Genomic DNA, 25471 nt, shown 5'->3' with positions numbered 1-25471 from the left:
TAGATTCATTGACATTGATCCATTAAGTATTGGATTAATAGCGCAACTGGTCTACCTGTTGCACCTTTTTTTGTACCCGAAGTCCAAGCTGTACCGGCAATATCTAAGTGTGCCCAATGATAATTTTTTGTAAAACGAGATAAAAAACAGCCAGCGGTAATTGTGCCACCATCACGACCGGCTGAATTTACAATATCGGCACAGGTAGAATCAATTTGTGTTTGGAAATCATCATCCATTGGTAAAGCCCAAGCTTTATCATTGGCTTTTTGCGATGCTTCAACAAGTTGTGTAACAAGTTGTTCATTATTACCCATAACCCCAGTATAATGATGACCTAAAGCCACGATACATGCACCAGTTAACGTTGCGATATCAATCACAGCTCTTGGTTTAAAGCGTTCTACAAAGGTTAAGACATCGCATAAAACCAAACGCCCTTCAGCATCTGTATTAATAACTTCAACAGTTTGACCTGACATAGTTGTCAAAATATCACCAGGGCGATAGGATTTACTGCTTGGCATGTTTTCACAACCAGCCATCACGCCGATCACGTTAATAGGTAAATTAAGTTCGGCTATCGCTTGCATAACACCATATACTGTTGCAGCACCACACATATCATATTTCATTTCATCCATATTGGCAGAAGGTTTAATCGATATACCACCTGAGTCAAAGGTAAGACCTTTACCAACTAACACAATTGGCATTGCTTTTTTATCTTTAGCACCACGATAATCTAAGACTGTCATGATTGACTCGTTGTCAGAACCTCGACCAACAGCTAGATAAGCCTCCATTTTAAGCAATGATAAGGCTTGTTCATCATAAAAGGAAAACGTTAAATGATGGTGTTTTTCACTTAACTGCTCAGCTTTATCTGCTAAATATTGCGCATTACAAATATTTGCCGGTTGATTAGCCAATGATTTTGTAGCATTAACTGCATTAGCAACGATTTGTCCATGCGTAATAGCCAGCTCTACTTTATCAGCGGTCACATTATCACCTAAAACCAAAAAGACATTTTCTGGTAACGTCACTTTGGATTTGGTCGTTTTATAGTCATTAAAGCGATAACAATGATGATTGAGATTTTCAATAAAGCTACGAATGAAATTATAATTATCTAATTTAATATTATCAGGTATGGCAAAAAGTATCGATTTACTATTTAAGTTATGGAATTTATCAGCTATATTTTGGGTGATTTTTTTGAGATTTATTATATGGTCATTTCCTTGTTCGCCAACTCCCACTAATAACACCTTATGAGCTGCAATATTCGGAACTTGATATAATGTTAATGTTTCACCAATATTTGCTTTAAAATCGCCTTTTTTGATTAAATTGCTAATTAAACTATCAGTAAGTTGGTCAAATTTCTCTACATAAGTAGTTTGTTTTTCTCCTTGAGAAATGGTTAAAATTAAACAGTCTGTTTCTTGTTTAAATAAATCGCATTGTTTAATCTGGAACTTCATCATTGAACCTCTATAATATAGTCTGTTGGATTTTTGGTATATTGAGAATATAAATAATATCAAATCATTTATTGCAATTCATTTCTATTATTTGATAACACTATCCATTATGGATAACCATATCATATAAATTGATGACTATTTATCATAAATTTAGCATTTAAGGAACTAATATCACTAAAAATTAATAACGAAATGAACAATTTCAAGTTATAATAGCAAGTCATTTCTTGTTAATTTATTGTTGTAGGCAAAGTTCGCGTGATAATTCGTCGTTACATTACAAAAGAGACATTCAAATCGCAGTTAGCAATACTTTTTATATTGTTAATGATTTTCTTTTCACAAAAACTTATCAGAATTTTATCTAATGCGGTGGATGGTGGCATTCCGACCAATTTAGTCATGCCTCTTCTTTTGTTAGGCATTTCCGATATGGCAAAGCTTATTTTGCCATTAAGCTTATTTTTGGGGATATTAATAACTCTTGGTCGTTTTTATATTGATCAAGAAATGATCGCAATGTATGCTTGCGGTGTAAGTAAAAACATCATCTATAAAGTGGTCTTCTTTTTATCTTTTGTTACTTGTGTTTTTGCTATTGGTAATATTGTTTGGTTTGGTCCTTGGTCTGATTTGCAACAAGAACAACTAGTTGAAAATGCAAAATTAAATCCTAGCTTGGCCGGATTATTAGCTGGGCAATTTCAAAAAACTCCCCAAGGTGATGCAGTAATTTATATTAGTAGTGCAAAAAATAATACCATTGAAAATGTTTTTATTGCTAGCACCAATCACTCTAAATCCCAACGACCTAATATTATTATGGCAAACAAAGGTCAAATAATGACTGATGCTAATAATAATCAAATAATTATATTGGAAAATGCCAATCGTTATGAAGGGTCGGCAAAATTGAAAGATTTTAGAATATCAAATTTTAATCATTATCAAGGTATTATTGAAAGTAAAGAATTAAAAGAGTCAGATTATAAAAATGCCAATGATGTTGACCAAAGCTCATTAAGCCAATTGCGACAGATCAATACGCCAAAGGCTTGGGCTGAATATTACTGGCGTTTAACATTGATCATATCTGTTCCATTAATGGCTTTTTTGGTGATTCCGTTAAGCGTAGCAAATGCAAGACAAGGTCGATTAGCAAAGGTTTTGCCTGCGATCTTGCTCTATTTAATCTATTTCTTATTAGAAAGTTCAATAAAAGCTAATGCAGCAAAAGGTAGATTAGATCCTGCTTTATGGTTTTATCTGGTTAATGGCACTTATGTTTTCTTGGCGATTATCTTTAATATCTGGGATACGTTACCAATAAAAAAAATGCGTTATAAGTTAACTAATAATCGTTTAGCTGTATAAGGAATTATCGTAATGTTTACTATTTTAGATCGCTATATCGGCAAAACGATTATAAGTATGATTAGTATAACGTTATTTTTATTGATTAGCTTATCAGGTATTATTCGCTTTATTGATCAATTAAGGAGAGTAAAAGTAGATTACACTGCTTTTTCTGCTGCGTTATACTCGCTTTTTATGGTTCCTAAGGATATAGAATTATTCTTTCCTATTGCTGTGTTAATTGGCGCATTAATTGGACTTGGTATGTTGGCTTCTAAAAGCGAGCTGGTTGTCATGGAAACTTCTGGTTTTGGTCGTCTTAATATTGTTAAGTCTGTATTAAAAACGGCTATACCGATGGTCTTAATCGTCATGGCAGTGGGCGAATGGGTTGCCCCACTTGGTGAACAAACCGCTCGAAATATGCGTTCTGAGAAATTATATGGTGGTTCATTATTAGCATCGCAAAGCAGTATTTGGGCCAAAGATAATAACGATTTTATTCATATTGGTAAAGTTAATGCTGATTTTTCCATCTCTAATGTTGATATATATTCGACCAAAGATGGAATTTTAACCGCTATAACTCATGCTGCTTACGGAACGTTTGAAAATAATCATTGGCAATTAGTTCAAGTTGATAAAACCGATTTAACCAATCCTAAGAAGATTCAAAATAGCAATTTATTTCATATGCAATGGAATACCACAATTACACCCGATAAATTAAACATTGTGGCACAAGATCCTGATTCTTTATCCGCTTCGGGATTATATCAGTATTCACAATATTTAAAGTCTTCTGGACAAGACTTCAGCAATTATGAACTTTTATTTTGGAAAAAAATTCTCAAACCATTATCTATTACCGTCATGCTGTTATTAGCTTTATCGTTTATATTTGGTCCACTACGTAGTGTGCCAATGGGGTTCCGAGTAGTGACGGGTGTTTTTGTCGGATTTATTTTCTATATTGCTGACAACCTATTTTCTAAAATTACTATTTTCATTGGATTGCCTCCAATTATTGGTGCATTGATATCAAGTATACTGTTTTTAGCTATCTGTTATTTTCTTTTTAGCCGGAAAAGCTGATTTTTTCGGCATTTAATATAAAAAAGTATAATTATTGTTGCATACAAATATCAGCTGGGTATAATGCCAACGTTTACCTTATTTACCTCCTGTGCCAGTGTGGCGAAATCGGTAGACGCAGCGGATTCAAAATCCGCCGCCCTTAAAAGCGTGTCGGTTCGAGTCCGACCACTGGCACCAAGTTTTAAACGAGCGGTTTATTTTAATCGATCTTATTAGCCTGCCCTATCTAAGCTTTCTTATTTTAATTAATATAAAATAACCATATTTAAAATATCGCTATCCTCTTTTTCCAAGAACGAGTAATTCAATAAAAAATTATATTATTCAAAAAAGTTAAAAAATATAATTTGTTTTTGCATGTTATGGTATTAAGCAACTAATTTTAATATTACTTCTTTAAATCACCACGATCACAGCAATAAATATAAGTTTTTTAAACATATTCCTAAATCACATATCCATATGACCATATATTATTATTTAAATTTTTTCATCAAATTATAATCACTACTAATAAAGTGTCATTACTCGCTAATGGTAAATAGAATAAGGATAAATAATCATGTATTGTTTCCGACGACTTAAAAACGTTATTTTCAATTTTATTACCTTAGCGATATTTTGTTTGACCACTACGGCTGTTGCTAAGACAAATAATCATTCAAATACATTGCGAGTAGGAATAGATTTAACATATGCCCCCTTTGCATATCTAGAAAATAACCAACCGAAAGGATTTGATCCGGATTTTATGCGCTTATTAGCTGAAAAAGCACAGACAACAGCTCAATTCAATGATACTCGGATTGAAAATATTATTATTGGTTTGGAATCTGATCACTATGATGTGGTAGCCAGTGCGTTATATGTAAATGGAACTCGGGCTAAACAAGTGGATTTTATTCCTTATTTACAAACCGGTGGTGTTTTGTTGGTCCGTCAAGGTGATACGTTTAATCCACAAACGCTTGAAGATTTATGCGGTAAACGTGTTTCATCAATGAAGGGCGCTGCTTGGATTGAAACTATGAATCAGGTCAGCCAGACGTATTGCCAGTCTCATCATTTAGAACCAATTATAGTAAAGGAATTTCCTAGCGCTCCCGAAGCATCTCAAGCACTACTCGCACATGGGGTTGATGTACAATATGAAGATGCCGCCGTTGCACAAATGGTCATAAACCAGTTAAATCATGCATTAAAGATAACGAGTAAAAATATGCTTAACCCCGTATTAATTGGCTTAGCAGTGCGCAAGAATGACCATGAGTTTAAACAATATTTAATTGATCTTATTAAGTTAGTAAGAAAATCCGGTGAATATGATGCATTGGTAAAAAAATATAATTTAGCCTACCCTAATCTAACATTACTTGCTGACAATCTCGAATATATTGCAACTGATTTACAAGGAAATCTGAAGCAAACCACGCAGATTAAGCAATATGGATTTCACTGGCACTATTTTATTACTGAATTGTTCAATGTTAATTTTGCTAAAGCCAGTGCTACTGTTATTGCATTAAGTATTTTGGCATGGATTAGTGCGATGATTTTTGGACTTTTTATTGCGTTAGGAAACCGTTCTAAAACGCTTATTCTGCATCAATTAACGGCATTTTATATTTGGTTGTTTCGTAGTTTACCGTTGTTGGTCTTATTAATTTATATTTATAGTCTGCCTCGATTCTGGGAAGCAAGTAGTACTGTTTTGTCTAATCCTTTTTGGGCCGGTTTGATAGCTTTGGTTTTGAGTGAAAGTGCTTACATGGCGGAAATTCATCGAAGTGCTTTACAAGCGATTTCTAGTGATCAATTGGATGCTGGTAAAGCTCTGGGACTAGGTTTTTGGGCAGTTCAAACCAAGGTGGTATTTCCACAGGCGCTGCGAATTGCTTTGCCACCCCTGACCAATCAACTAGTGACCATTGTAAAATTAACTTCATTGGTTTCAGTCATTTCATTAACAGAAATTTTATTAGTCGGACAGCAGCTTTATACGCGTAATTTTTTAGTTATTGAAACATTAAGCATAGTTGCGATTTATTATGTCGCTATCGTGACAATTGTGACTTGGTTAATTAAGCGATTCGAAAACTACTTAGATATTACTAAGCGCACAAGTGTAAAAACGCTTGAATCCGATATTTTAACCTCGAATATAACACTAAATAATCCTGTAACCCCATCAAGACCTAATCAAAGTGAATTTGTATTAGCACTCAAACATTTAAATAAATATTATGATCAAACTCAGATATTAAAAGATATCAATTTTAATGTTAGTTGGGGGGATGTTATCTCGATCATTGGTCCATCAGGTTCAGGAAAAACCACGTTGATACGCTTAATTAATGGATTATCAAATTTAGATCACGGAACGATTGATTTTGAAGGCCACACTTTTATTGAAGGCGGTAAAGTACATGACAAGCAATTTTATGAGCGTATCGTCCATGTTGGAATGGTATTTCAAAATTTTAATTTATTTCCACACAAAACCGTGTTAGAAAACCTATTACTTGCTCCTGAGTATCATGGTTTAGACCTTCAACAAAGTAAACAACTAGCCTTTTCCTTATTAAATAAAGTTGGCATGTCAGAACAAATGCATAAGTACCCACATCAACTTTCTGGAGGGCAACAACAACGTGTAGCAATTGCACGTGCCTTAGTAATGAAACCAAGCATCATGTTATTTGATGAACCGACTTCAGCATTAGATCCAGAATTAGTCAATGATATTTTATCTATTATAGCTCAACTAGCGGCGGAAGGGATGACCATGTTAATTGTGACACATGAACTGTCTTTTGCATTTAAAGTTTCTAACCGAATTATTTTTATGGAGCACGGTGAGATTGTGCATGATAAGGCGCCTGAACAATTACGAGCTCTTGATAATAGGCGCTTACAGCAGTTTTTAAATCAAAGTGAACATTGATTACGCTTTAATGTCATTAACTGTTAAATAATAACTAGCTTTAAGGATTACATAATGCAAGAATTTCCTGAAATAGGTATTTTACAACGACGTAAAATAGAGGCTGAAATTATTAAGCCGATTTATGAAATATTGATCCGTGATTATGGCAAAGATATCGCTAAAAAAATCATTGGTGAAGCAGTTGCACAAGCCGCTGTAAATGCTGGTAAAGAGTTTGCCGCCAAAGAACCTAACGGTGTGACGAGTGTAGAAAGTTTTGTGGCATTGCAACATCTTTGGGAGCAAGATGATGCGCTTACTATCTCAGTGCTTGAAAATGATCATGAAAAATATGACTATAATGTTCACCGTTGTCGTTATGCAGAAATGTATAACGAGATGGGACTGGCTGAAATCGGTTTTTTATTATCCTGTAACCGAGATAGTAAATTTATCGAAGGATATGCTCCTCATGTCAAATTAGACCGCGCTCATACCATAATGATGGGAGAAGGAATGTGCGATTTTCGTTACCGATTACAGGCGGAAAATAATGATGATTAAACAACTTAGTGTTAATGTTGATCGCCTTGAAACGTTACTACATGATTTTGCTCAGATCGGTAAAACCGATAATGGCGGCGTTACCCGTTTAGCTCTCACCGAATTAGATAAGCAAGCTCGCGATTTACTCATTAAACATAGTCAAGCTGCTGGTTTTAAGGTTCGTATTGATAATATCGGTAATATTTTCATTCGGCGTGCTGGGCGTGAAGATCTACCTGTTGTTATGACTGGCTCACATGGCGACAGTCAACCAAGGGGGGGGGCGTATGATGGTATTTACGGAGTATTGGCAGGGCTAGAAGTTTTACTCACCTTAAATGATTTTAATGTACAGACTCGCCATCCTATCGAATTAGTGATGTGGACAAATGAAGAAGGTTCTCGTTTTGTACCTGCAATGATGGGCGCAGCGGTATTTACAGGTAAATTAGCTGTTGAACAAGCATACTTGATCCAAGATAGAGATGGTATTAGTGTCAAAGAAGCTTTAGAGCAGATTGGATATTTAGGAACCGATCAGGTTCAGAATCAACCAATTAAAGCCATGATAGAAGCTCATATAGAACAGGGACCAATTTTAGAAAACCTTAATCAGACGATAGGTATCGTAAAAGGCGCTTTTGCACAACGTTGGTTTGAAGTCAATTTAACTGGGCTTGCCGCTCATGCCGGTACTACTCCTGTTACGATGCGTCAAGATGCCATTGTGGGTATGGCACAATGCATTACTGCCCTGAACCAATTAGCACTCAAACCAAGTAGTGGTGATGTGAGATTAACTGTCGGTATGTTAACTACTAGCCCCAATTCTCGCAATGTGGTTGCTGATCAAGCTTTTTTTACGATTGATATGCGTCACTATGAAGCTGATCTATTACAACGCTTAGAAACAGAATTACGTGCAGAGTTAACAGTCATAGCAAAACAGTTAAATTTACAGATTGAAATAAAGCGAGTTTTGACCATGCCGGTTATCGATTTTGATCCAAAATGTATCGAAACCATTCGAAAAGCAACGAACAAATATCACTACCCTGCCATAGATATAATTTCTGGTGCAGGGCATGATGCATGCTATATTAGTACTGTTGCCCCGACTTCAATGATATTTATTCCATGCGTTAAAGGAATTAGCCATAATGAAGCTGAGGCAATCACGCGTTCCTGGTGTGAAGCTGGCGCTAATGTATTATTAGATAGCTTATTAACATTGGCGACATAAACTAATGGAAAATGAAATAATAATACTAGTTGTTTAACATAACTCTAAGTATTTCATCATACAATGCATTATATTGACAAATAATGGCGGAGATATCGTAGATTTTTAAGGCAAATAAATATTTGCTATTACTCACACTTTAATGCTTCTAAAACTAATTTGAACACATTTGTATGCCCTTTTCGGTTTGGATAATAAATGTAAAAAGGCTCATAAGTAATAGCATATTTTGGTAATAACTCTATCAAACTACCTGTTGCCAACTCATTTGCTACTTCAGGAAGTCCAATCCAGGTAATACCTAATCCATCTAAGGCCGCTTGTTTCCGTAAATGGTTATTTATCAAAAAGTGGGATGACGGATGATATTTGATAATATTGTCATTTTCGACAAATTCCCATGGTAATTCTGTTCCGTGTTGGGCTGAAATACGTAAACCGATTAATTGATGTTGATTTAATGCTTGAATTTGTTTAGGTATCGCTCTGTTTTTAAAATATTCAGGACTTGCGACCAATGCCATTTTCAAAGGATCTGAAATCCTCATCGCTATCATCTCTTTTGGCAAGTCGTCACCTATTCGACAACCCATATCAAATCCCTGCTTGACAATATCGACCCAATTATTATCACAATGAATTTCAATGGTGATTTGTGGATAACGGTTTAAAAAATGTCGTAATTTGGGATAAATAATTGTTTCGACTGCAAGGTTTGCCGCATTTATTCTGATTGTACCAGAAGGTGTTTTCCGAAAATCGCTTAATGCATTCACTTCATTATTGATTGATTGGAATAATGGTGCGATTTGGTGATACAGCTGTTCACCAGCTTCGGTCAAAGAGATGCTACGGGTGGTACGATTAAATAAACGTAATTCCAGACGGCTTTCCAAACTGCGCATACTGTGGCTAAGTGCGGATGGTGAAATACTAAGTGACTTGGCCGCTTTGGCAAAACTTTTGGCATGAGCAATGGTAATAAAATAATTTAACTCATTGAAGTTATTCATGATAGTTTAATTAATGAATTTAATTCAGCATACTATAAATCAATCATTTGTTTATCTCAATAATTAAAGGGTCTAAAATTTATTAGATACTATCATTTAGTTATCATTAACTATTAGCAGAGAGGAAATTTATGGATTATGTAAAACTCGGTAATGCTGAATTTAACGTTTCTCGTTTTTGTTTAGGATGCATGAGTTTTGGCGACCCTGCCAGTAACATGCACGCTTGGACCCTTAATCCTAATGAAAGTGAAGCAATAATTAAACATGCTTTGGATCTAGGTATTAATTTTATTGATACTGCAAATACTTATTCTGCTGGTACCAGTGAAGAATATCTTGGTCGCGCACTTAAGAAAAATATCGCACGTGATAAAGTTATTTTAGCAACGAAAGTCTATTTTAATGAAGGTCAACTTTCTAAAGTAGCTATTGAGCGAGAAATAAATGGTTCGCTTAAGCGATTAGGTACAGATTATGTTGATTTGTATATCATTCATCGCTATGACTATAATACCCCGATTGAAGAAACCATGGCAGCATTACATAATTTAGTTAAAGCGGGAAAAGTAAGAGCGCTAGGTGCTTCAGCGATGTATGGTTATCAATTTTATAATATGCAAATAGCGGCTATTCAAAATGGTTGGACGACGTTTGTTTCGATGCAAAATCATTATAATTTACTCTATCGTGAAGATGAACGTGAACTTATTCCTATTTGTAAGCAATTTAATGTTGCATTGACACCCTATAGCCCATTAGCTGCTGGTAGGCTAGCACGTTTAGCATGGCATACTGATACTTTACGTAGTAAAACGGATCAAACTGCTATAACTAAATATGATAGTACTGAAAAAACGGATAGTAATATTGTGCAAAAAGTTCAGGAATTGGCAGAAAATTATGGTGTGACGATGACACAAATAGCATTAGCATGGCAATTTGCTAAAGGGGTCACCTCCCCTATTATCGGTGCAACAAAAACACAATATCTTGATGATGCTGTTGCTTCTTTAAATATTTCGTTATCAAAAGAAGATATTGCCCAACTTGAGGCGTTTTACCTACCACATCGTATCGTAGGTGCACTTTAGTAAGTCATTTAATAGCTGATATTATTGATGTTAATACACTAAGATAATAATCCGCTCAAACAGCAAATTTATGTTCGAGTGGATTCAATTTAAGGCGTAAATAAAATACATTAATATAAATATTGACATGAGTTATTTTACTAAATAACGCTATTTTTCATTAGGCCCAAAAAGCTTGATGTCATTTTAAATCAAAATTTCTTAGCCATAAATCATGATAGTCATTAGTTTGAGTTTTAACTACCGGTAGAATATTTTTACTTTCAGTTATTTCATGTTCACGTGATCTGTCGTCATTCTATTTTCCAGCTAAATCTGGATAAAAAAACATCGCTTCGGAAAATACGTTAATAATTATGTTATATTTTATGAGAAATAACTGTAATACTTTATTTCAAACCAACCCACCAGAATAATTTTCCAGAAAATATCTTTCAAGCTAAATCCTAAGGTATTTGATGCTAACAGATAATTAGCTAAATTTAATTTAAAATAAAGCTAACAAAGAGAGCTGATTAGTGTGAGTAATAATGTATCGCTTTTGATTTCAGTCAATTTAAAAGCACTCTGTTATCAAAATTATCGGTTAATTTATCAAATTAATAATTAGCAGTTAAATCCTGCATTTTTTCTGCAAAAAATGGTTTACCTTCCGAATGCTTTATGGTGTCGGGTATCGCATCTTGATTTGGCACAATTTCGGTATAAATCGCCGTTGTCATAAGAAACATAACTATAAAAGGTTATTTCATTTTTATCTTTATTTGAAAAGTTTTTTCGAATTAACAGAAATTTATTGATTAAATGGGAATACGCAATTGGCAATTTTGATTGAATCTTAGGGTATAACTATTTATTTTATAAAATAAAATTGCTAATTATATGTTTTTAATATTAAAATTGTGATGATTAGTCAATGATAATTCAAATAAAAGCACAATTCAGTAGGAATTTTTAACCGAATAGTTAACAAAAAGGCTATTTAGTTTGTAACTTTATCTATTGTGTAACAGCTCGCTAACAAGTGACCTTAGCTGTTTATGATACATAGGTATTAACTTAATAAGTGTAAGATTCCTCATGATTGAATTAAAACGTGTTTGTAAATCTTTTTATCATAATAAACAAGAAATTAAAGTATTGAATGATATTAATATCACTATTAATGATCAGGATATTTTTGGTATTATTGGTTACAGTGGAGCTGGTAAAAGCACCTTAATTCGTCTTATCAATGCGCTGGAAAAACCGACTTCAGGTGATGTGATCATTGATGGTCATAACTTAGCTAAATTTACTCACCATGAAATCCGCCAAATGAAGCAGAAAATTGGTATGATTTTTCAAGGTTTTAATTTGTTAGAAAGTAAAACCGTTGCTGAAAATATCGCTCTTCCTTTATTACTCACTGGTGTACCAAAACAAGATCGTGATAAGGTAGTTGATGAATTACTTGATTTTGTTGAACTAAAAGATAAGAAACAGGCTTATCCTAGTGAATTATCAGGTGGTCAAAAACAACGTGTAAGTATTGCTAGAGCTCTCGCTAATAAGCCAAAAATTTTACTATGTGATGAAGCGACATCAGCATTAGATCCTCAAACTACCCGCGCAATTTTAGATTTACTTAAGCGTATTAATCAGCAACAAAAAGTCACCATAATTATTGTTACGCATGAAATGAGTGTTCTTAAACATATTTGTAATAATATGTTAGTCATGGAAAATGGTAAGATAGTTGAACAAGGTAATGTGGTCGATATATTTCAAAATCCAGCCTCCCCCGTAACACGTAAATTTGTTAATGCAGTTATTTATGACAAATTGCCTATCAGAATTTTAAACAATATGCTTAAACATGACATTAATAATATTTACCGCCTCGAATTTTTGGGATCTTCGTGTCGACATTCGGTCCTTAGTGACGCAATAATGCGTGATTGTGGCAAAATTTCAATCAATATCCTCTTTTCTAATATGATTGATATTCAAGAAAATGTGATTGGTTATATGTTTGTTAATATTGAAGGTGAATCGAATGATGTTGAGGAAGCGATTGATTTTTTAAAGCGTAAACAAGTCCGAATAGCTAAACTGGATAAGGATGGTAATTATGTTTGATTTTAATACCTTATTAACGCCTGAGTTATTTTTTGTTTCCCTATATCAAACCTTTTTTATGGTTGGAATATCACTTTTTTTCGGGGCAATATTGGGAACACTATTTGCAGTAATATTGGTTATTACAAAGCCGAACGGTATTGCTGAACATAAGATTTGTTATTCTATTTTAAATACGATTATTAATATTGTTCGTTCTATTCCATCGTTGATCTTATTAGTATCCGTATTGCCATTAAGTTATTTTATCATCGGTACATCATATGGTACGACAGCGGCAATATTACCGTTAATATTCTTTGTTAGCCCTTATATTTCTCGTCTGGTAGAAAATTCATTATTAGAAGTTGATAATGGGATTATCGAAGCGGCAAATGCTATGGGCGCGACAACTTGGCAAGTGATTTGGCATTTTTTATTACCAGAAGCAAAATCATCTTTGGTATTAACTTATACCACAGCAACGATTGGTTTAATCGGCGCAACTGCGGTTGCTGGTACTATTGGCGCTGGTGGTATTGGTGATTTAGCACTAAATTATGGTTACTATCGCTTCGATCATGTTGCCATGATTACCACGATTATTACGTTGATTATTATTGTTCAAATCATTCAAACTATTGGTAATAAGTTATCTAAATCAATACGCAATCATCATCGTGAAACTTAAATTGTCTTTAAGTATCTTAATAAACATATTTTCTCACTTAAACAAAAGTTACTAAGGAATTTGTATGAAGCCGTTTTTCTATCTTCCATTTATGTTGTTATTAGCCTTGATGTTATCAGGCTGTGATCATCAGTCTAAAACGTCTGCTAATTCAGTAGAAAAGAAAGAAATAGTGGTAGGTTTGCCACCGAGTATGCATAATATTTTAATGGAGCGCTTAGTCAAACCTGAATTAGAAAAGCAAGGTTATACTGTAAAACTCGTAAATTTTAGCTCGTTACGTGATGCCAATTCAGCCTTAGTAGAAGGCTTTATCGATTTAAATGCAGCACAGCATCAGGCATATCTAGATGTTTATAATAAAGAAACACATAATGATCTGATATCATTAGTACACATACCGTCAATACCGGCTGCGCTATATTCCCAAAAACATCGATCAATTAATGAAATTGCTCAAGGGCAAACAATAGCTATACCTAATGATCCTTCTAATACTGCTCGCGCTTTAATTATGTTGCAGAAACTTAATTGGATCACGTTAAAACCAGGTATTGACTTAGGTACAGCGAATTTGACCGATATTGCTAATAATCCTCATCAGTTACAATTTAAATCGGTTTTATCAGAGTTGATTCCTCGAATGTTAAGTGAAGTTGATTACGCTATCATGCCAGGGGGAGTGGCATGGTTAAGTAAAATTCCGGCAACTGATGCTTTAATCTATGAGCAACTATCGCCAAATTTAGAATTAATGGTTGTCATAAAAAAAGAAAATCTAAATACCCAATGGGCTCAAGATGTTAAAAATTTGTATCAATCAGATCTGCTTAAAAACTTTATCAATGAGGATCCTGATGCTAAAGGTCGCTTTATTTGGCCACAGAAATAATTGATTAGAAAATAGTTATCCAAATCGATCTTAATGAATATTTTAAGGATTAAGATCGATTTGCTTATCTAAAAAATCATATTGCAGCCGGTTATGATATGGTTAAAGTTGGGGTAAAATTAATTTGATGTTGACTGAGTTATTAAGTTCACAACAAGGTTTAAAAAAGGGTAATGATTTTAATCAAGATGATCATCTCTTAACATATTAAGAAAAGGTCGTTTTTATTGATACTTTTATTGATACTAGTAAGTAATCAAAAAAATACTGGTCATGATGGATAGTAAAAAACTAAGGATTTCACTAAAACTATAGCCAGTGAAATCCTTTTTAGTCGATAATTAAATTATTATTTAATGATTATTAACTAAGCTTCAATGCCCTGACTACGTAAATAATCCTCATAGTTTCCGCTATAATCTATCACTTTATTTGGTGTAATTTCAATAATTCTGGTAGCTAATGAACTAACGAACTCACGGTCATGTGAAACAAAAAATAATGTGCCTTTATAAAGTTCTAATGCCATGTTCAGCGATTCAATTGATTCCATATCCATATGGTTAGTTGGTTCATCCATCACAATAATGTTTGGTCGTTGTAACATTAATTTACCAAATAACATCCGCCCTTTTTCACCACCAGACAATACTTTCACTTTTTTCTTGATATCATCTTGTGAGAATAGTAACCGGCCAAGAATCCCCCTTACGGCTTGCTCATCATCCTGAGGTTGCTTCCATTGACTCATCCAATCAAATAGATTTAGATCTTGTTCAAATTCGTATTCATGATCTTGCGCATAATAACCAATATTAGCATTTTCTGACCACTTTATTTCACCACAATCTGGAGTTAATTCCCCCATTAACGTTTTGATCAATGTGGATTTACCAATACCATTCGTTCCTAAAATGGCTACCTTTTCGCCAACCTCAACCATCAGCTTAAGTTGTTTAAAAAGTGTTACGGAATCAAATCCTTTTGTAAGATCCTCAACAACCAGCGCATTACGATAAAGTTTTTTATCTTGATCGAAACGAATAAAAGGATTTTGACGGCTAGATGCTTTGACTTCTTCCAGTTGAATTTTTTCAATTTGCTTAGCTCGAGACGTGGCTTGTTTTGATTTGGAAGCATTTGCACTAAAGCGGCTAACAAATGACTGTAATTCACTTATTTGAGCTTTTTTCTTAGCATTATCAGCCAATAAACGCTCTCTAGCCTGAGTTGCGGCTGTCATATATTCATCATAATTTCCTGGGTAAACGCGTAACTCGCCGTAATCTAAGTCAGCCATGTGAGTACAAACCATATTTAAAAAATGGCGATCATGTGAAATAATAATCATGGTACTTTCACGTTCGTTTAGTATTTGCTCTAACCAGCGAATAGTAGCAATATCTAAGTTATTAGTCGGTTCATCTAACAACAATATATCAGGATCTGAAAATAACGCTTGCGCCAACAATACTCGAAGTTTCCAACCAGGGGCAATTTCACTCATCAATCCGAAATGTTGCTCTACAGGAATACCAACACCTAATAATAATTCACCTGCTCTAGACTCAGCACTATAACCGTCCATTTCGGCATATTGCACTTCAAGATCGGCGACTTTATATCCGTCCTCTTCGCTCATTTCTGGGAGCGAATAGATATGATCTCGTTCTTGTTTTACTTGCCATAGTTCGGTATGACCCATAATGACCGTATCAATAACAGTATATTGTTCATAGGCAAATTGATCTTGTTTTAATTTACCAATGCGCTCGTGTGGGTCGATGGCAACATTTCCTGAAGTAGGTATCAAATCACCGCCTAGAATTTTCATAAAGGTCGACTTCCCACTACCATTTGCGCCAATAAGACCATAACGGTTCCCACCACCAAATTTTACGGAAATATTTTCAAAAAGCGGTTTGCTACCAAACTGCATTGTAATATTATTTGTACTTAACACGAATTAACTCTCTAAATAAAACCACTATGAGAGTGGTTAACAAAATTTTCTGCGTATTATGCCATAAGGTGCGAATTGGTGCGAGTAAATCAACTTAATAATCGTTTACACAGAAATAACTCTTTTATTTACGTAGAAATTCTGGCCGTTGTTCCGGTATAATATCTTTTATATTTAGTATTCCTTATTATCTGGTTGTTATTTTCTATATGACAAACAAAAATCGCGCAACACTCATTGGTTTTTCTGCCATCTTTTTATGGAGTTCTTTAGTCGGCACTATCCGTATTGTGTGTGAAAATTTAGGCGCCCATGCTGGTGTTGCAGTGATCTATACCGTCGCAAGTTTGATCTTAATATTAACCTTTGGGTTAAAACCGCTTCGCGCTTATCCTTGGCGTTATTTAATTTGGGGTGGCCTATTATTCGTCAGTTATGAATTGTGCTTTTCATTATCGATTGGTTTAGCCAGTACAGGTCGGCAAGCTGTAGAAGTGAGTATGTTAAATTATTTATGGCCAACTTTTACTATTTTATTTGCCATATTTTTCAATAACCAAAAAGCCAATTGGTTAATCTTACCTGGTAGTATATTACCTATAATTGGTATTGGCTGGGTTTTAGGTGGTGAACAAGGTCTTGATTTAGCAATGATGTTTGAAAATATTAAAAATAATCCATTGAGTTATAGCTTAGCATTTATTGGATCATTAATTTGGGCCAGTTATTGTATTATCACGGTAAAACTCGCAGCAGGAAAAAATGGTGTGACACTTTTCCTGATGATAACGTCAATGGTTATGTGGATTCAATATGGTTTCTCATCAGAACCGCCCCTTTCGTTTAAAAATGGTTTTATGATTTTTTGCATTATTCTAGCAGCATTCGCAATTGGTGTTGGTTATGCAGCATGGAATTATGGCGTATTTTACGGCAACGTCACGGTTTTAGCCGGTGCATCTTATTTTATTCCGATTATTTCTGCGAGTTTATCATCGGTTTTACTAAATGTTTCACTCACTTTTTCTTTTTGGCAAGGGGTTGGATTTGTTTGCTGTGGTGCATTACTATGTTGGTTAGCTACTCGACAAAAACAGCAGTCGGTAAAAAAAATCAATTAATAGTGTTGTTAAATTTAATATATAAGGTTGTTAGCAACTCGTAATTTATTGATTATTATCTGATATTCCCCCTTATTATAGGGGGAATAAATTAATGCTTTATAAATATATTAATGGGCTGTGAGATCGATGACATCAAATTGCACGTTAGGATTTACGTCCGCATCATAATCGACACCTTTAATACCAAAACCAAATAAACGTAAAAATTCATCTTTATAGCCTTGATAGTCAGTGACTTGATAGATGGTATCATCAGTTACTTTTGACCAAATTTCTTTACATGTATTTTGGACTTCTGGGCGTAGTTCCCAATCATCTAAGCGTAAACGATGTTTTTCATCGGTTTGTGGTTGACCATTCACGTAAAGCTTAGTGGCAAACATACGTTGTATTTGTTCGATACAGCCTTCGTGAATTCCTTGCTCTTTCATTACTTTAAATGACATAGCAATGTATAATGGCATAACTGGAATTGCAGAAGAAGCTTGTGTTACCACAGATTTTAATACAGCCACATAAGCATGCCCTTGTTTGGTGGCTAATTGTTTATCAATTGCCTGTGCTGCCCGATCTAAATCTTCTTTAGCTTTACCCAGTGTACCATGCCAATAAATTGGCCATGTCAACTCTGTACCAATATAAGAATAAGCGACCGCTTGTGCGTTATCCGCTAATACACCTGCTTCAGATAATGCGTTCATCCAAAGCTCCCAGTCTTGTCCCCCCATTACTTTAACGGTATCGGCAATTTCTTGTTCGCTAGCCGGTTCTACCGTTGCTTCAATTAATACATCTTTGTTGGTATCAAGGGCGACAGATTTGTAAGATTGACCGATAGGTTTTAATGCTGAACGAACAACTTCACCAGAATCTGGCATTTTACGAACTGGCGATGCTAATGAATAAACAACTAAATCGATTTGACCTAAATCTTGCTTAATTAGATCAATCACAGTTTGTCGGCATTCATTTGAAAAGGCATCGCCATTCACGCTTTTCGCGTACAAACCAGCTGCTTTAGCCGCTTTATCAAAAGCAGCAGAATTATACCAACCTGCTGTTCCTGGTTTAGTATCAGTACCTGGTTTTTCGAAGAAAACGCCGATGGTTGCTGCATCTGAACCAAAAGCGGCGGTGATACGTGAAGCTAAACCATAACCGGTTGAAGCACCAATAACCAATACTTTTTTCGGTCCATTGGAAATTTTTCCTTTTGACTTAACGTAAGCAATTTGTTCATTAACATTTGCTTCACAACCAACAGGATGAGTGGTAGTACAGATAAAGCCACGAATTTTAGGTTTAATTATCATATTTTTGTCTCATCAATTTTATAACATTTTTGTTTACAGAATATTTATAAACAAAATAAATTCATGCATTTTAATTTGTTATGTTAAAAAGGCAACTAATTTTATCACCACTTTGGCTATTGTGCCAATAAGTGCGAATGAGCTTATACATTGTCAACGTGATTTTGCATCATTATATGCATTTAACGTGTTTAACCTGGCTTGAGAATGCGTTATGATCGGTGTTGGATAATCTAACTTTATTTGTTGTTGTTTAGCCCATACATGTGGTTGATGTATATATTTATCAGGAACTTGAGCTAATTCAGGAAGATATTGACGAATAAATTTACCCTTAGGATCAAATCGTTGCCCTTGAGTTGTAGGATTAAAAATCCGGAAATAAGGAGCTGCATCAGTACCAGTTGATGCAGACCACTGCCACCCACCATTATTGGCAGCCAAATTACCATCAATTAATTGCGACATAAAATAAGTTTCTCCCCATCGCCAATCAATCAATAAATCTTTCACTAAAAAACTAGCTGTAATTAAACGTAGTCGATTATGCATCCATCCCGTTTGTTTCAATTGACGCATAGCAGCATCAACGATAGGATAGCCAGTTAGACCATTTTGCCATGCAATAAAATCAGATTGGTTATTGCGCCAGACGATATACTTAGTCCAATCTATAAAAGGTAAATTTTTTGATAATTTAGGATAACGCGCTAATAAATGATAATAGAATTCTCGCCAGACTAATTGACAAAACCATCCATAAGCACCAGATCGACTAAAATCCAAAAATCGAGGATGCTCTGATTGCAGTTTGGCAAGACATTGCCTTGGTGACAATATACCAATAGTTAGATAAGCGGATAACTGACTGGTACCATTAATGGCTGGCAAATCACGTAAATTTAAATAATCCTCAACATCCTCACGACAAAACTTATCTAAGAGTTGTAATGCTTGTGTTTCACCAACAGGGAAAAAATGATTCGCTTCCAATGGATAATTAAACGGCCTGATTAACTCAGATTGTTGTAATGGTAATTGCTGTTGATGGCGTAGATTTGGTTGATCGACTATCTTTAGCGCATTTTGGAGAAAATATTGATGATAACGCCTTTGGAATGGCGTAAAAACGCGATACATACTTCCATTAGCGGTAACAATATGATTTGGTGAAATTAGTACAGCATCGTCGAAAAAATGGCATTGTATATTTTTTCTATGCAACAACTGAATCACTTTATGATCACGTTGTTGTTCATTCCATTCATATTGTTGATTAAAGAAAATATCAGTTACTTGATACTTTTGGCAATACAGTTCAATAGTTGATATTGCATCTTTGAAATAATCAACTTCTTGATATATTAGAGAAATATTCAATTTATTAAGTGAAATATGCAGTTGTTGTAAATGTTGATAAATAAAATGACATTGTCGAGGCGACATATTATGCTGTCGCCATTGTTTTGGCGTAGCAATATATATCGCTATTACCTGAGCACTATCATCTTTACAAGCATGATAGAGTGCTAAGTTATCTTGAATGCGCAGATCATTGCGAAACCAAATTAAATGGACTGCCATTTTATGTTCCTGAATTTTGGATTGCTGAAGTAAATCTATTTTGTTTTTTCAAAAAGTTTTAAATATTGCCCATAACCTTCTTTTTCTAAATCCATTTTTGGAATAAAACGCAATGCTGCAGAATTAATGCAGTAACGTAATCCTCCCAATGTTTTTGGCCCATCAGGGAAAACGTGACCTAGATGGGAATCGGCATTAGCCGAACGCACCTCGGTTCGCTGCATACCATAACTATTATCTTGTTTTTCAATAACATTATTAGGTTCAATCGGTTTAGTGAAACTTGGCCAACCACACCTTGAGTCAAACTTATCTAATGAAGAAAATAACGGTTCGCCAGAAACAATATCAACATAAATTCCTTCAGCTTTGTGATGATAGAATTCATTGTCAAATGGGGGTTCAGTACCATTTTGTTGCGTCACATAACGTTGCATCGCATTTAAGGCTAAAATGGCCTGTTTTTTACTTACATTATTCATACTACACCCCTTTTGATATTGCTTACTCATAAAAATTATTAGCAATGTTTTCGCTAATATAAAAAATTTTTTAAACGTTTATACCATAGACCTAACTACATTATCTTTAATCCACCAATGATGATAAATCGCAGCAAGAATATGCATCAAAATCAGGACCATTAATAGATAAGATCCATAAATATGGACGGAATGAAAAAAAACGTAGCCATAATTCGGTAACGGCATGGCTGGTATGTTGATAAAATTGAAAAAATTAAGTGATCTACTACTCATTAAATAACCCGACAGTGGCAACAATATTAATAATAAATAAATACACCCTTGTACAGATTTAGCGAGAGCACGTTGTAATTTTTTTGTTTTAGGTAAAGTATTGGGTACACCTTGTTTTATAATGAAGAATATGCGCCAAAAAGTAAAAAATAATACTAATGTGCCTAATGATTTATGTAGCATATAAACATTAGTCATTCCTCCTAACCAATGGCTTAAACTAATCTTAAACATGGGTAATATGATAACAGCAAATATTAATAATGCTGTAAGCCAATGGTTCCATTTTTGTTGAGTAGTATAGTGTGGAAAATTTTGCATTATGATCTCTCTTTCTGTTATTTGTTATCATGCCAATGTTTAATGATAAAATCAGCTCGACCAGACATTTTATGATAACGTTGATAATGATTTGGTTGTTTACGATAAAAATCTTGATGGTAATCTTCAGCTGGATAGAATTTTTTTGCCGGTTCAATGGCGACTTTAATCGGGTGAGCAAATCGATGACTTGCTTGTAAGGCTGCTTTGGAGTCTTGTGCCTGTTGTAATTGATATTCATTGTGATAAAAAATAACAGGTCGATAAGAATCACCACGATCAGCAAATTGACCGTTGCTATCAGTTGGATCGATTTGTTGCCAAAAAATATCTAATAACTGTTTGTAGGTGATTTTTTGTGGATCAAAAGTGATTTGTACTGCTTCGGTATGCCCTGTTCCGCCATGACAAACTTCCTGATATGTAGGATTTTCTAGAGTTCCACCTGTATAACCCGATACCACTTTTTCGACGCCTTCATATTGATCAAAAGGTTTTACCATACACCAAAAGCATCCGCCAGCAAAAGTCGCTAATTCAAACTGTTTCATCACACACTCCTCGTTTTGATGTATGGTATTATCTAAAATAACTTTTTTTCAAGAAAATAAACACAAAAAACAAACTAATTTAATTAGTTAACTAATTTTATCATATCATTATTTATGATAACTACAAGAGAAGGTTATTAATAAAATAAGTGTAACTTATTGATATTTATCGAATTAAACCCAATATTAGCTATAATTAATATGCTAAGGAGGTTTTTATTATGGCGGTAGGCTGGGCATCTGAAGATGCCGTTAATCAACAAATCGAAAGTACTATTTCTGATGCAATTGAAAATGCCAGACGACACTTAAATCAAGCTAAACTTAGTGCAAAATTCTGCTTGGAATGTCAAGAACCCATTCCTCAAGCAAGGAGACGTGCCATTAAAGGAGTGCAATACTGTATTGATTGTCAAAATCAATTTGATAAATTGCAGGAAAAATCTTTACAACTTTATAATCGTCGAGGATGTAAGGATAGCCAATTGCGCTAAACAATAAAATAAAGGTGGATAAAATTTATCCACCTATTGCTTAATGTTATTCGGTTGGCTGTGCTTTTTTAGTCGTTTTTGGTTTAACCGTTTTTTTGGTAGTCGTTTTTTTTACTGGTTTGTCAGTAGATTTTTCAGTAAGATTCTCTTGTTTCTCTTGTTTCTCTTGTTTCTCTTGTTTCTCTTGTTTCTCTTGTTTCTCTTGTTTTGGAGCTTGTACTACAACACCATCATTTGGATAAATAAATAATTTATTATCAAACCATTCGGCACAAAAAATTTCACTAATATCATTATAACCCTGTTCTTTGATTTGTGCAGTTAGCCACGCTTCATTTTTATGTAACTGTTCAAGATTTCCCTGACTAATTGCACTTTCTTCAATCAATAAAACGGCTATATCTTTATCGCCTTTTTTTATGATGGTTAAAGAACCGTTTAGTTCATACCAGACCTCTTTTAGTTGATTAAAAGAACAAATCCCTTGAACGTTAACGAGTGTTTCGAAATCTCTTACCGGTAAATTGGCTTTAAGAAAGTTAGCAGAAATTAAATGGCCACTTTTCACTAATTGAATCGGTTTACCATCTATTGCATCACGAAGTTTAGAATTTTTAGATTTTATGTAACGTATTAAAACTAATAATCCCCCCCAAATTATAACTAAACAAGCTGCATCGACAGCAGAGACCGATGGACTCAATAATGCTCCCCCAACTAATGCACCGATGACCATACTCCCTACTTGATCCAATTGAGACATGGGAGCTATCTGGCTTTTCCCTGATAATTTTACATAAATAAGTAAAATTACTAATGCTAATAAAAATTTCGGTGCCATTTCAACTAAATACATAACCAATCTCCAAATAATTAACAAGTTAAGTCATTGTATTATTAGAATATCATTAAAAATCAATATAATACAGGTAAATTACCAGCGAGATTGAGTTTGAAATTTTAGCTGGTTTGAGAACAAATTTTATAATAGTAGTAAGAAATAATTTTAAACCAAGTTCACTGAATTTGTTTCTAAAAGTTGAGCATAATGTAGAATGCAATTTGATTGAAATAAATAAACACATATACTTGAATATTGATAATCCATGTAAACTATCGTAATATACCCCCACTTTAAAAGTGATAAGTTTCAGATTTCTTTTTAATAGGTTTGGAAAAAGAGTATTTTTGTAAAATTGAAAATGGGTATTGTGATCCACAAATTAGTTTATACATTACTACTTTATTTTTCTTATTTATTAGTTTGTGTTTATAACTGTTAAAATTTTTTTTAAATGATTATTGTTGTTTTTATAAAAATCGTTAATTTGTAAAATTGAGAATAAAGATGAAAGATAAAAGTTTAGCATATATATTATGGTTTTTTTTAGGGTTTCTAGGTGTTCATCGTATGTATTGTGGTAAATGGATTACTGGGATAATTTGGTTTCTTACCTGTGGTCTATTTGGAATCGGATGGTTACTGGATGTTTTTTTAACTAGCCGTATGGTTGACTATGCCAATGCAATTTATAAAAGTAAATATAACTAGTAAAATAATTTTAGTCACATCGAGTTATTATAGGGGAATACCTGCCTTATAGGGTGTGTTTTGATATAATTCATATTAAAATGCTATTTAACACCATACCTCATTAAATTTTAATGAGGTAAGTTTCACTAATCCACGATAGAATTTCATTTAAACCTCCACAGGTTCGCCTCCTATTCTCTCCATATCATTAAGCTTAATAATGTAGTGGTGATAACGAGCATTTAAAAAATCATCAATGTGATATGGGGCTAATCCATCGTCACCAGCAACAGCAAAATCAAATGTTAAATTGCAGACTAATTTGTAGTGTGCCAAGTGATAATTTAATGCCGTTTATTGATTTTTTTATAATTTACATTCATGATCCATATGCCAGATAATTCAAAAAATTTAATTGGAGATTGATTTTTGTTTCTTGAAATAAGATTAAACGTATTTAAATTGGATCATTTAATATGTCTTGTATTTTTAACACTGTTTTACCTTATTTTAAGTAATAAAAAACCCGCCAAAGCGGGTTGTGTTATAAATGTAATTCGCATTAATCTCTAGGTTTAAAAGCGCCAACTATTGCAAATTTAGCTTTGAATAAATGATCAATACTTGCATTTGAAAGTTTTATATTTGGTGCTGACTCTGGTGGGATAGATGCTAATGCATAAGAATAACCATCACCATTAATAAATGCCCCATAGATTGAAAAGTCTATTTCTTTATTTATATCATTCTTAATGCTAAATGATAAATTAGGCTTAATATTAATAATCGATTTACTTTTAGATAAGTTAACCATGTTTACAAACTGATCAGATACTTGAACTAAAACAGTTGTTTTATCTGGAGCAGATATTTGAATATCTCCAGTTTTATCTTTTCCTCCTACTGTTATTGAAATCTTAAATAGTGCTTTTGAATTCATTTTTTCACGATAACACTCAATATATTTAGCTTCGTCAAATATTGATAGCACCATTTTCTTAGCTTCTATCAATGTTTCAGATTCTTTACGTGAATCTTGATAATCACTACAACTCATAACTTCTACTATTAAATTAGCATCAATTGTTTTAGGCTCATCACTAACAACATCGCTATAATTTACATCTGTTGACAAATCCACTTTACAACCAAATAATACAAATGCCACTGCTATTAATATCAGTTTTTTCACTTTTCACCCCTTTTATTATATTCAATTTCGTTAATTATTTTATAATCCATTCAAAAACACCGCTAAGTGTTGATTGTTTATATAAATCTCTCACGTTTCCACTTGACTGAACACCTTTGTCAACATTGCTAGCTGTCGGGGTTGAACTTGATGGATTTTTCATGTACTTAGTTAAATCAGTGCAT

23 protein-coding genes and 1 tRNA gene are annotated in these 25471 nt (G+C 33.9%); 13 read left to right on the top strand and 11 right to left on the bottom strand.

Going from position 1 to position 25471, the window contains the following annotated elements; translation table 11 throughout:
• Positions 1-5 precede the first annotated feature (5 nt).
• Positions 6-1490: a leucyl aminopeptidase gene (locus tag FcAc13_RS05705; RefSeq protein ID WP_187755260.1), complete on the bottom strand. Its 1485-nt coding sequence runs from the start codon at positions 1488-1490 to the stop codon at positions 6-8.
• Positions 1491-1751: 261 nt separating this feature from the next.
• On the opposite strand from FcAc13_RS05705, the gene lptF reads away from it, so the two are divergent.
• From lptF to FcAc13_RS05675, 6 genes are all read left to right on the top strand, one after another.
• Positions 1752-2867 carry an LPS export ABC transporter permease LptF gene (lptF, locus tag FcAc13_RS05700; RefSeq protein WP_187755246.1) on the top strand — a complete coding sequence of 372 codons (1116 nt, stop codon included), beginning with the start codon at positions 1752-1754 and terminating at the stop codon, positions 2865-2867.
• A 12-nt stretch (positions 2868-2879) separates the two neighbouring features.
• On the top strand, positions 2880-3944 hold the full coding sequence (gene lptG / locus FcAc13_RS05695; protein ID WP_187755245.1) for an LPS export ABC transporter permease LptG: 1065 nt from the start codon (positions 2880-2882) through the stop codon (positions 3942-3944).
• A 93-nt stretch (positions 3945-4037) separates the two neighbouring features.
• Positions 4038-4124 (top strand) — tRNA-Leu (locus FcAc13_RS05690).
• A gap of 385 nt (positions 4125-4509) precedes the next feature.
• The gene (locus FcAc13_RS05685; protein WP_187755244.1) at positions 4510-6891 is read left to right on the top strand and encodes an ABC transporter permease subunit; all 2382 of its coding nucleotides are present in this window, start codon (positions 4510-4512) and stop codon (positions 6889-6891) included.
• 54 nt (positions 6892-6945) lie between these two features.
• Complete coding sequence (locus FcAc13_RS05680; protein WP_187755243.1) at positions 6946-7437, top strand: L-2-amino-thiazoline-4-carboxylic acid hydrolase; 492 nt, start codon at positions 6946-6948, stop codon at positions 7435-7437.
• Entirely contained in the window at positions 7427-8662 is a 1236-nt protein-coding gene (locus FcAc13_RS05675) for a M20 family metallo-hydrolase (RefSeq protein ID WP_220679843.1), read from the top strand. Before FcAc13_RS05680 ends, FcAc13_RS05675 begins: the two co-directional genes overlap by 11 nt.
• Positions 8663-8790: 128 nt before the next feature.
• Here the strand turns inward: FcAc13_RS05675 and FcAc13_RS05670 are convergent, their stop codons facing one another.
• Complete coding sequence (locus FcAc13_RS05670) at positions 8791-9675, bottom strand: LysR family transcriptional regulator (RefSeq protein ID WP_187755242.1); 885 nt, start codon at positions 9673-9675, stop codon at positions 8791-8793.
• A 131-nt stretch (positions 9676-9806) separates the two neighbouring features.
• Between FcAc13_RS05670 and FcAc13_RS05665 the strand changes: the two genes are divergently transcribed.
• On the top strand, positions 9807-10769 hold the full coding sequence (locus FcAc13_RS05665; RefSeq protein ID WP_187755241.1) for an aldo/keto reductase: 963 nt from the start codon (positions 9807-9809) through the stop codon (positions 10767-10769).
• A 599-nt stretch (positions 10770-11368) separates the two neighbouring features.
• Here FcAc13_RS05665 and FcAc13_RS12300 read toward each other — a convergent pair.
• The gene (locus tag FcAc13_RS12300) at positions 11369-11491 is read right to left on the bottom strand and encodes a hypothetical protein (protein WP_255562880.1); all 123 of its coding nucleotides are present in this window, start codon (positions 11489-11491) and stop codon (positions 11369-11371) included.
• 358 nt (positions 11492-11849) lie between these two features.
• Between FcAc13_RS12300 and FcAc13_RS05660 the strand changes: the two genes are divergently transcribed.
• The 3 genes from FcAc13_RS05660 to FcAc13_RS05650 all read left to right on the top strand — a co-directional run bounded on the left by FcAc13_RS05660 (position 11850) and on the right by FcAc13_RS05650 (position 14452).
• Positions 11850-12890, top strand: coding sequence for a methionine ABC transporter ATP-binding protein (locus tag FcAc13_RS05660; protein ID WP_187755240.1), 1041 nt, complete (start codon positions 11850-11852; stop codon positions 12888-12890).
• On the top strand, positions 12883-13560 hold the full coding sequence (locus FcAc13_RS05655; protein ID WP_187755239.1) for a methionine ABC transporter permease: 678 nt from the start codon (positions 12883-12885) through the stop codon (positions 13558-13560). Before FcAc13_RS05660 ends, FcAc13_RS05655 begins: the two co-directional genes overlap by 8 nt.
• Positions 13561-13624: 64 nt before the next feature.
• Entirely contained in the window at positions 13625-14452 is an 828-nt protein-coding gene (locus tag FcAc13_RS05650; protein ID WP_187755238.1) for a MetQ/NlpA family ABC transporter substrate-binding protein, read from the top strand.
• A gap of 367 nt (positions 14453-14819) precedes the next feature.
• Here FcAc13_RS05650 and FcAc13_RS05645 read toward each other — a convergent pair whose 3' ends face one another.
• Positions 14820-16415: an ABC-F family ATPase gene (locus tag FcAc13_RS05645; RefSeq protein WP_187755237.1), complete on the bottom strand. Its 1596-nt coding sequence runs from the start codon at positions 16413-16415 to the stop codon at positions 14820-14822.
• 209 nt (positions 16416-16624) lie between these two features.
• On the opposite strand from FcAc13_RS05645, the gene yddG reads away from it, so the two are divergent.
• Positions 16625-17536, top strand: coding sequence for an aromatic amino acid DMT transporter YddG (gene yddG / locus FcAc13_RS05640; protein ID WP_187755236.1), 912 nt, complete (start codon positions 16625-16627; stop codon positions 17534-17536).
• 110 nt (positions 17537-17646) lie between these two features.
• On the opposite strand, the gene fabV is transcribed toward yddG, so the two are convergent.
• The 5 genes from fabV to msrA form a co-directional block, all read right to left on the bottom strand.
• On the bottom strand, positions 17647-18852 hold the full coding sequence (gene fabV, locus FcAc13_RS05635) for an enoyl-ACP reductase FabV (RefSeq protein ID WP_187755235.1): 1206 nt from the start codon (positions 18850-18852) through the stop codon (positions 17647-17649).
• A 153-nt stretch (positions 18853-19005) separates the two neighbouring features.
• Entirely contained in the window at positions 19006-20436 is a 1431-nt protein-coding gene (gene phrB / locus FcAc13_RS05630; RefSeq protein WP_187755234.1) for a deoxyribodipyrimidine photo-lyase, read from the bottom strand.
• Positions 20437-20471: 35 nt separating this feature from the next.
• On the bottom strand, positions 20472-20918 hold the full coding sequence (msrB, locus tag FcAc13_RS05625; protein WP_187755233.1) for a peptide-methionine (R)-S-oxide reductase MsrB: 447 nt from the start codon (positions 20916-20918) through the stop codon (positions 20472-20474).
• 78 nt (positions 20919-20996) lie between these two features.
• Positions 20997-21515: a cytochrome b gene (locus tag FcAc13_RS05620; RefSeq protein WP_187755232.1), complete on the bottom strand. Its 519-nt coding sequence runs from the start codon at positions 21513-21515 to the stop codon at positions 20997-20999.
• Between the two features lie 17 nt (positions 21516-21532).
• Positions 21533-22066 (bottom strand): peptide-methionine (S)-S-oxide reductase MsrA, encoded by a 534-nt coding sequence (gene msrA, locus FcAc13_RS05615; protein WP_187755231.1) that lies wholly within the window; start codon positions 22064-22066, stop codon positions 21533-21535.
• A 221-nt stretch (positions 22067-22287) separates the two neighbouring features.
• On the opposite strand from msrA, the gene FcAc13_RS05610 reads away from it, so the two are divergent.
• Positions 22288-22560, top strand: coding sequence for a DksA/TraR family C4-type zinc finger protein (locus FcAc13_RS05610; protein WP_187755230.1), 273 nt, complete (start codon positions 22288-22290; stop codon positions 22558-22560).
• Between the two features lie 46 nt (positions 22561-22606).
• Here FcAc13_RS05610 and FcAc13_RS05605 read toward each other — a convergent pair whose 3' ends face one another.
• Positions 22607-23416 (bottom strand): DUF421 domain-containing protein, encoded by an 810-nt coding sequence (locus FcAc13_RS05605; RefSeq protein WP_187755229.1) that lies wholly within the window; start codon positions 23414-23416, stop codon positions 22607-22609.
• Positions 23417-23908: 492 nt separating this feature from the next.
• Between FcAc13_RS05605 and FcAc13_RS05600 the strand changes: the two genes are divergently transcribed.
• Positions 23909-24112 carry an NINE protein gene (locus FcAc13_RS05600; protein ID WP_187755228.1) on the top strand — a complete coding sequence of 68 codons (204 nt, stop codon included), beginning with the start codon at positions 23909-23911 and terminating at the stop codon, positions 24110-24112.
• Between the two features lie 544 nt (positions 24113-24656).
• Here FcAc13_RS05600 and FcAc13_RS05595 read toward each other — a convergent pair.
• Positions 24657-25286, bottom strand: coding sequence for a DUF7424 family protein (locus tag FcAc13_RS05595; protein ID WP_187755227.1), 630 nt, complete (start codon positions 25284-25286; stop codon positions 24657-24659).
• Between the last annotated feature and the right edge of the window lie 185 nt (positions 25287-25471).

It is taken from the genome of Frischella japonica (assembly GCF_014489845.1).
GTDB classification, from domain to species: domain Bacteria; phylum Pseudomonadota; class Gammaproteobacteria; order Enterobacterales; family Orbaceae; genus Frischella; species Frischella japonica.
Note: the sequence above shows the minus strand (reverse complement) of the source record. Positions and strands in the feature narration are given on the sequence as shown.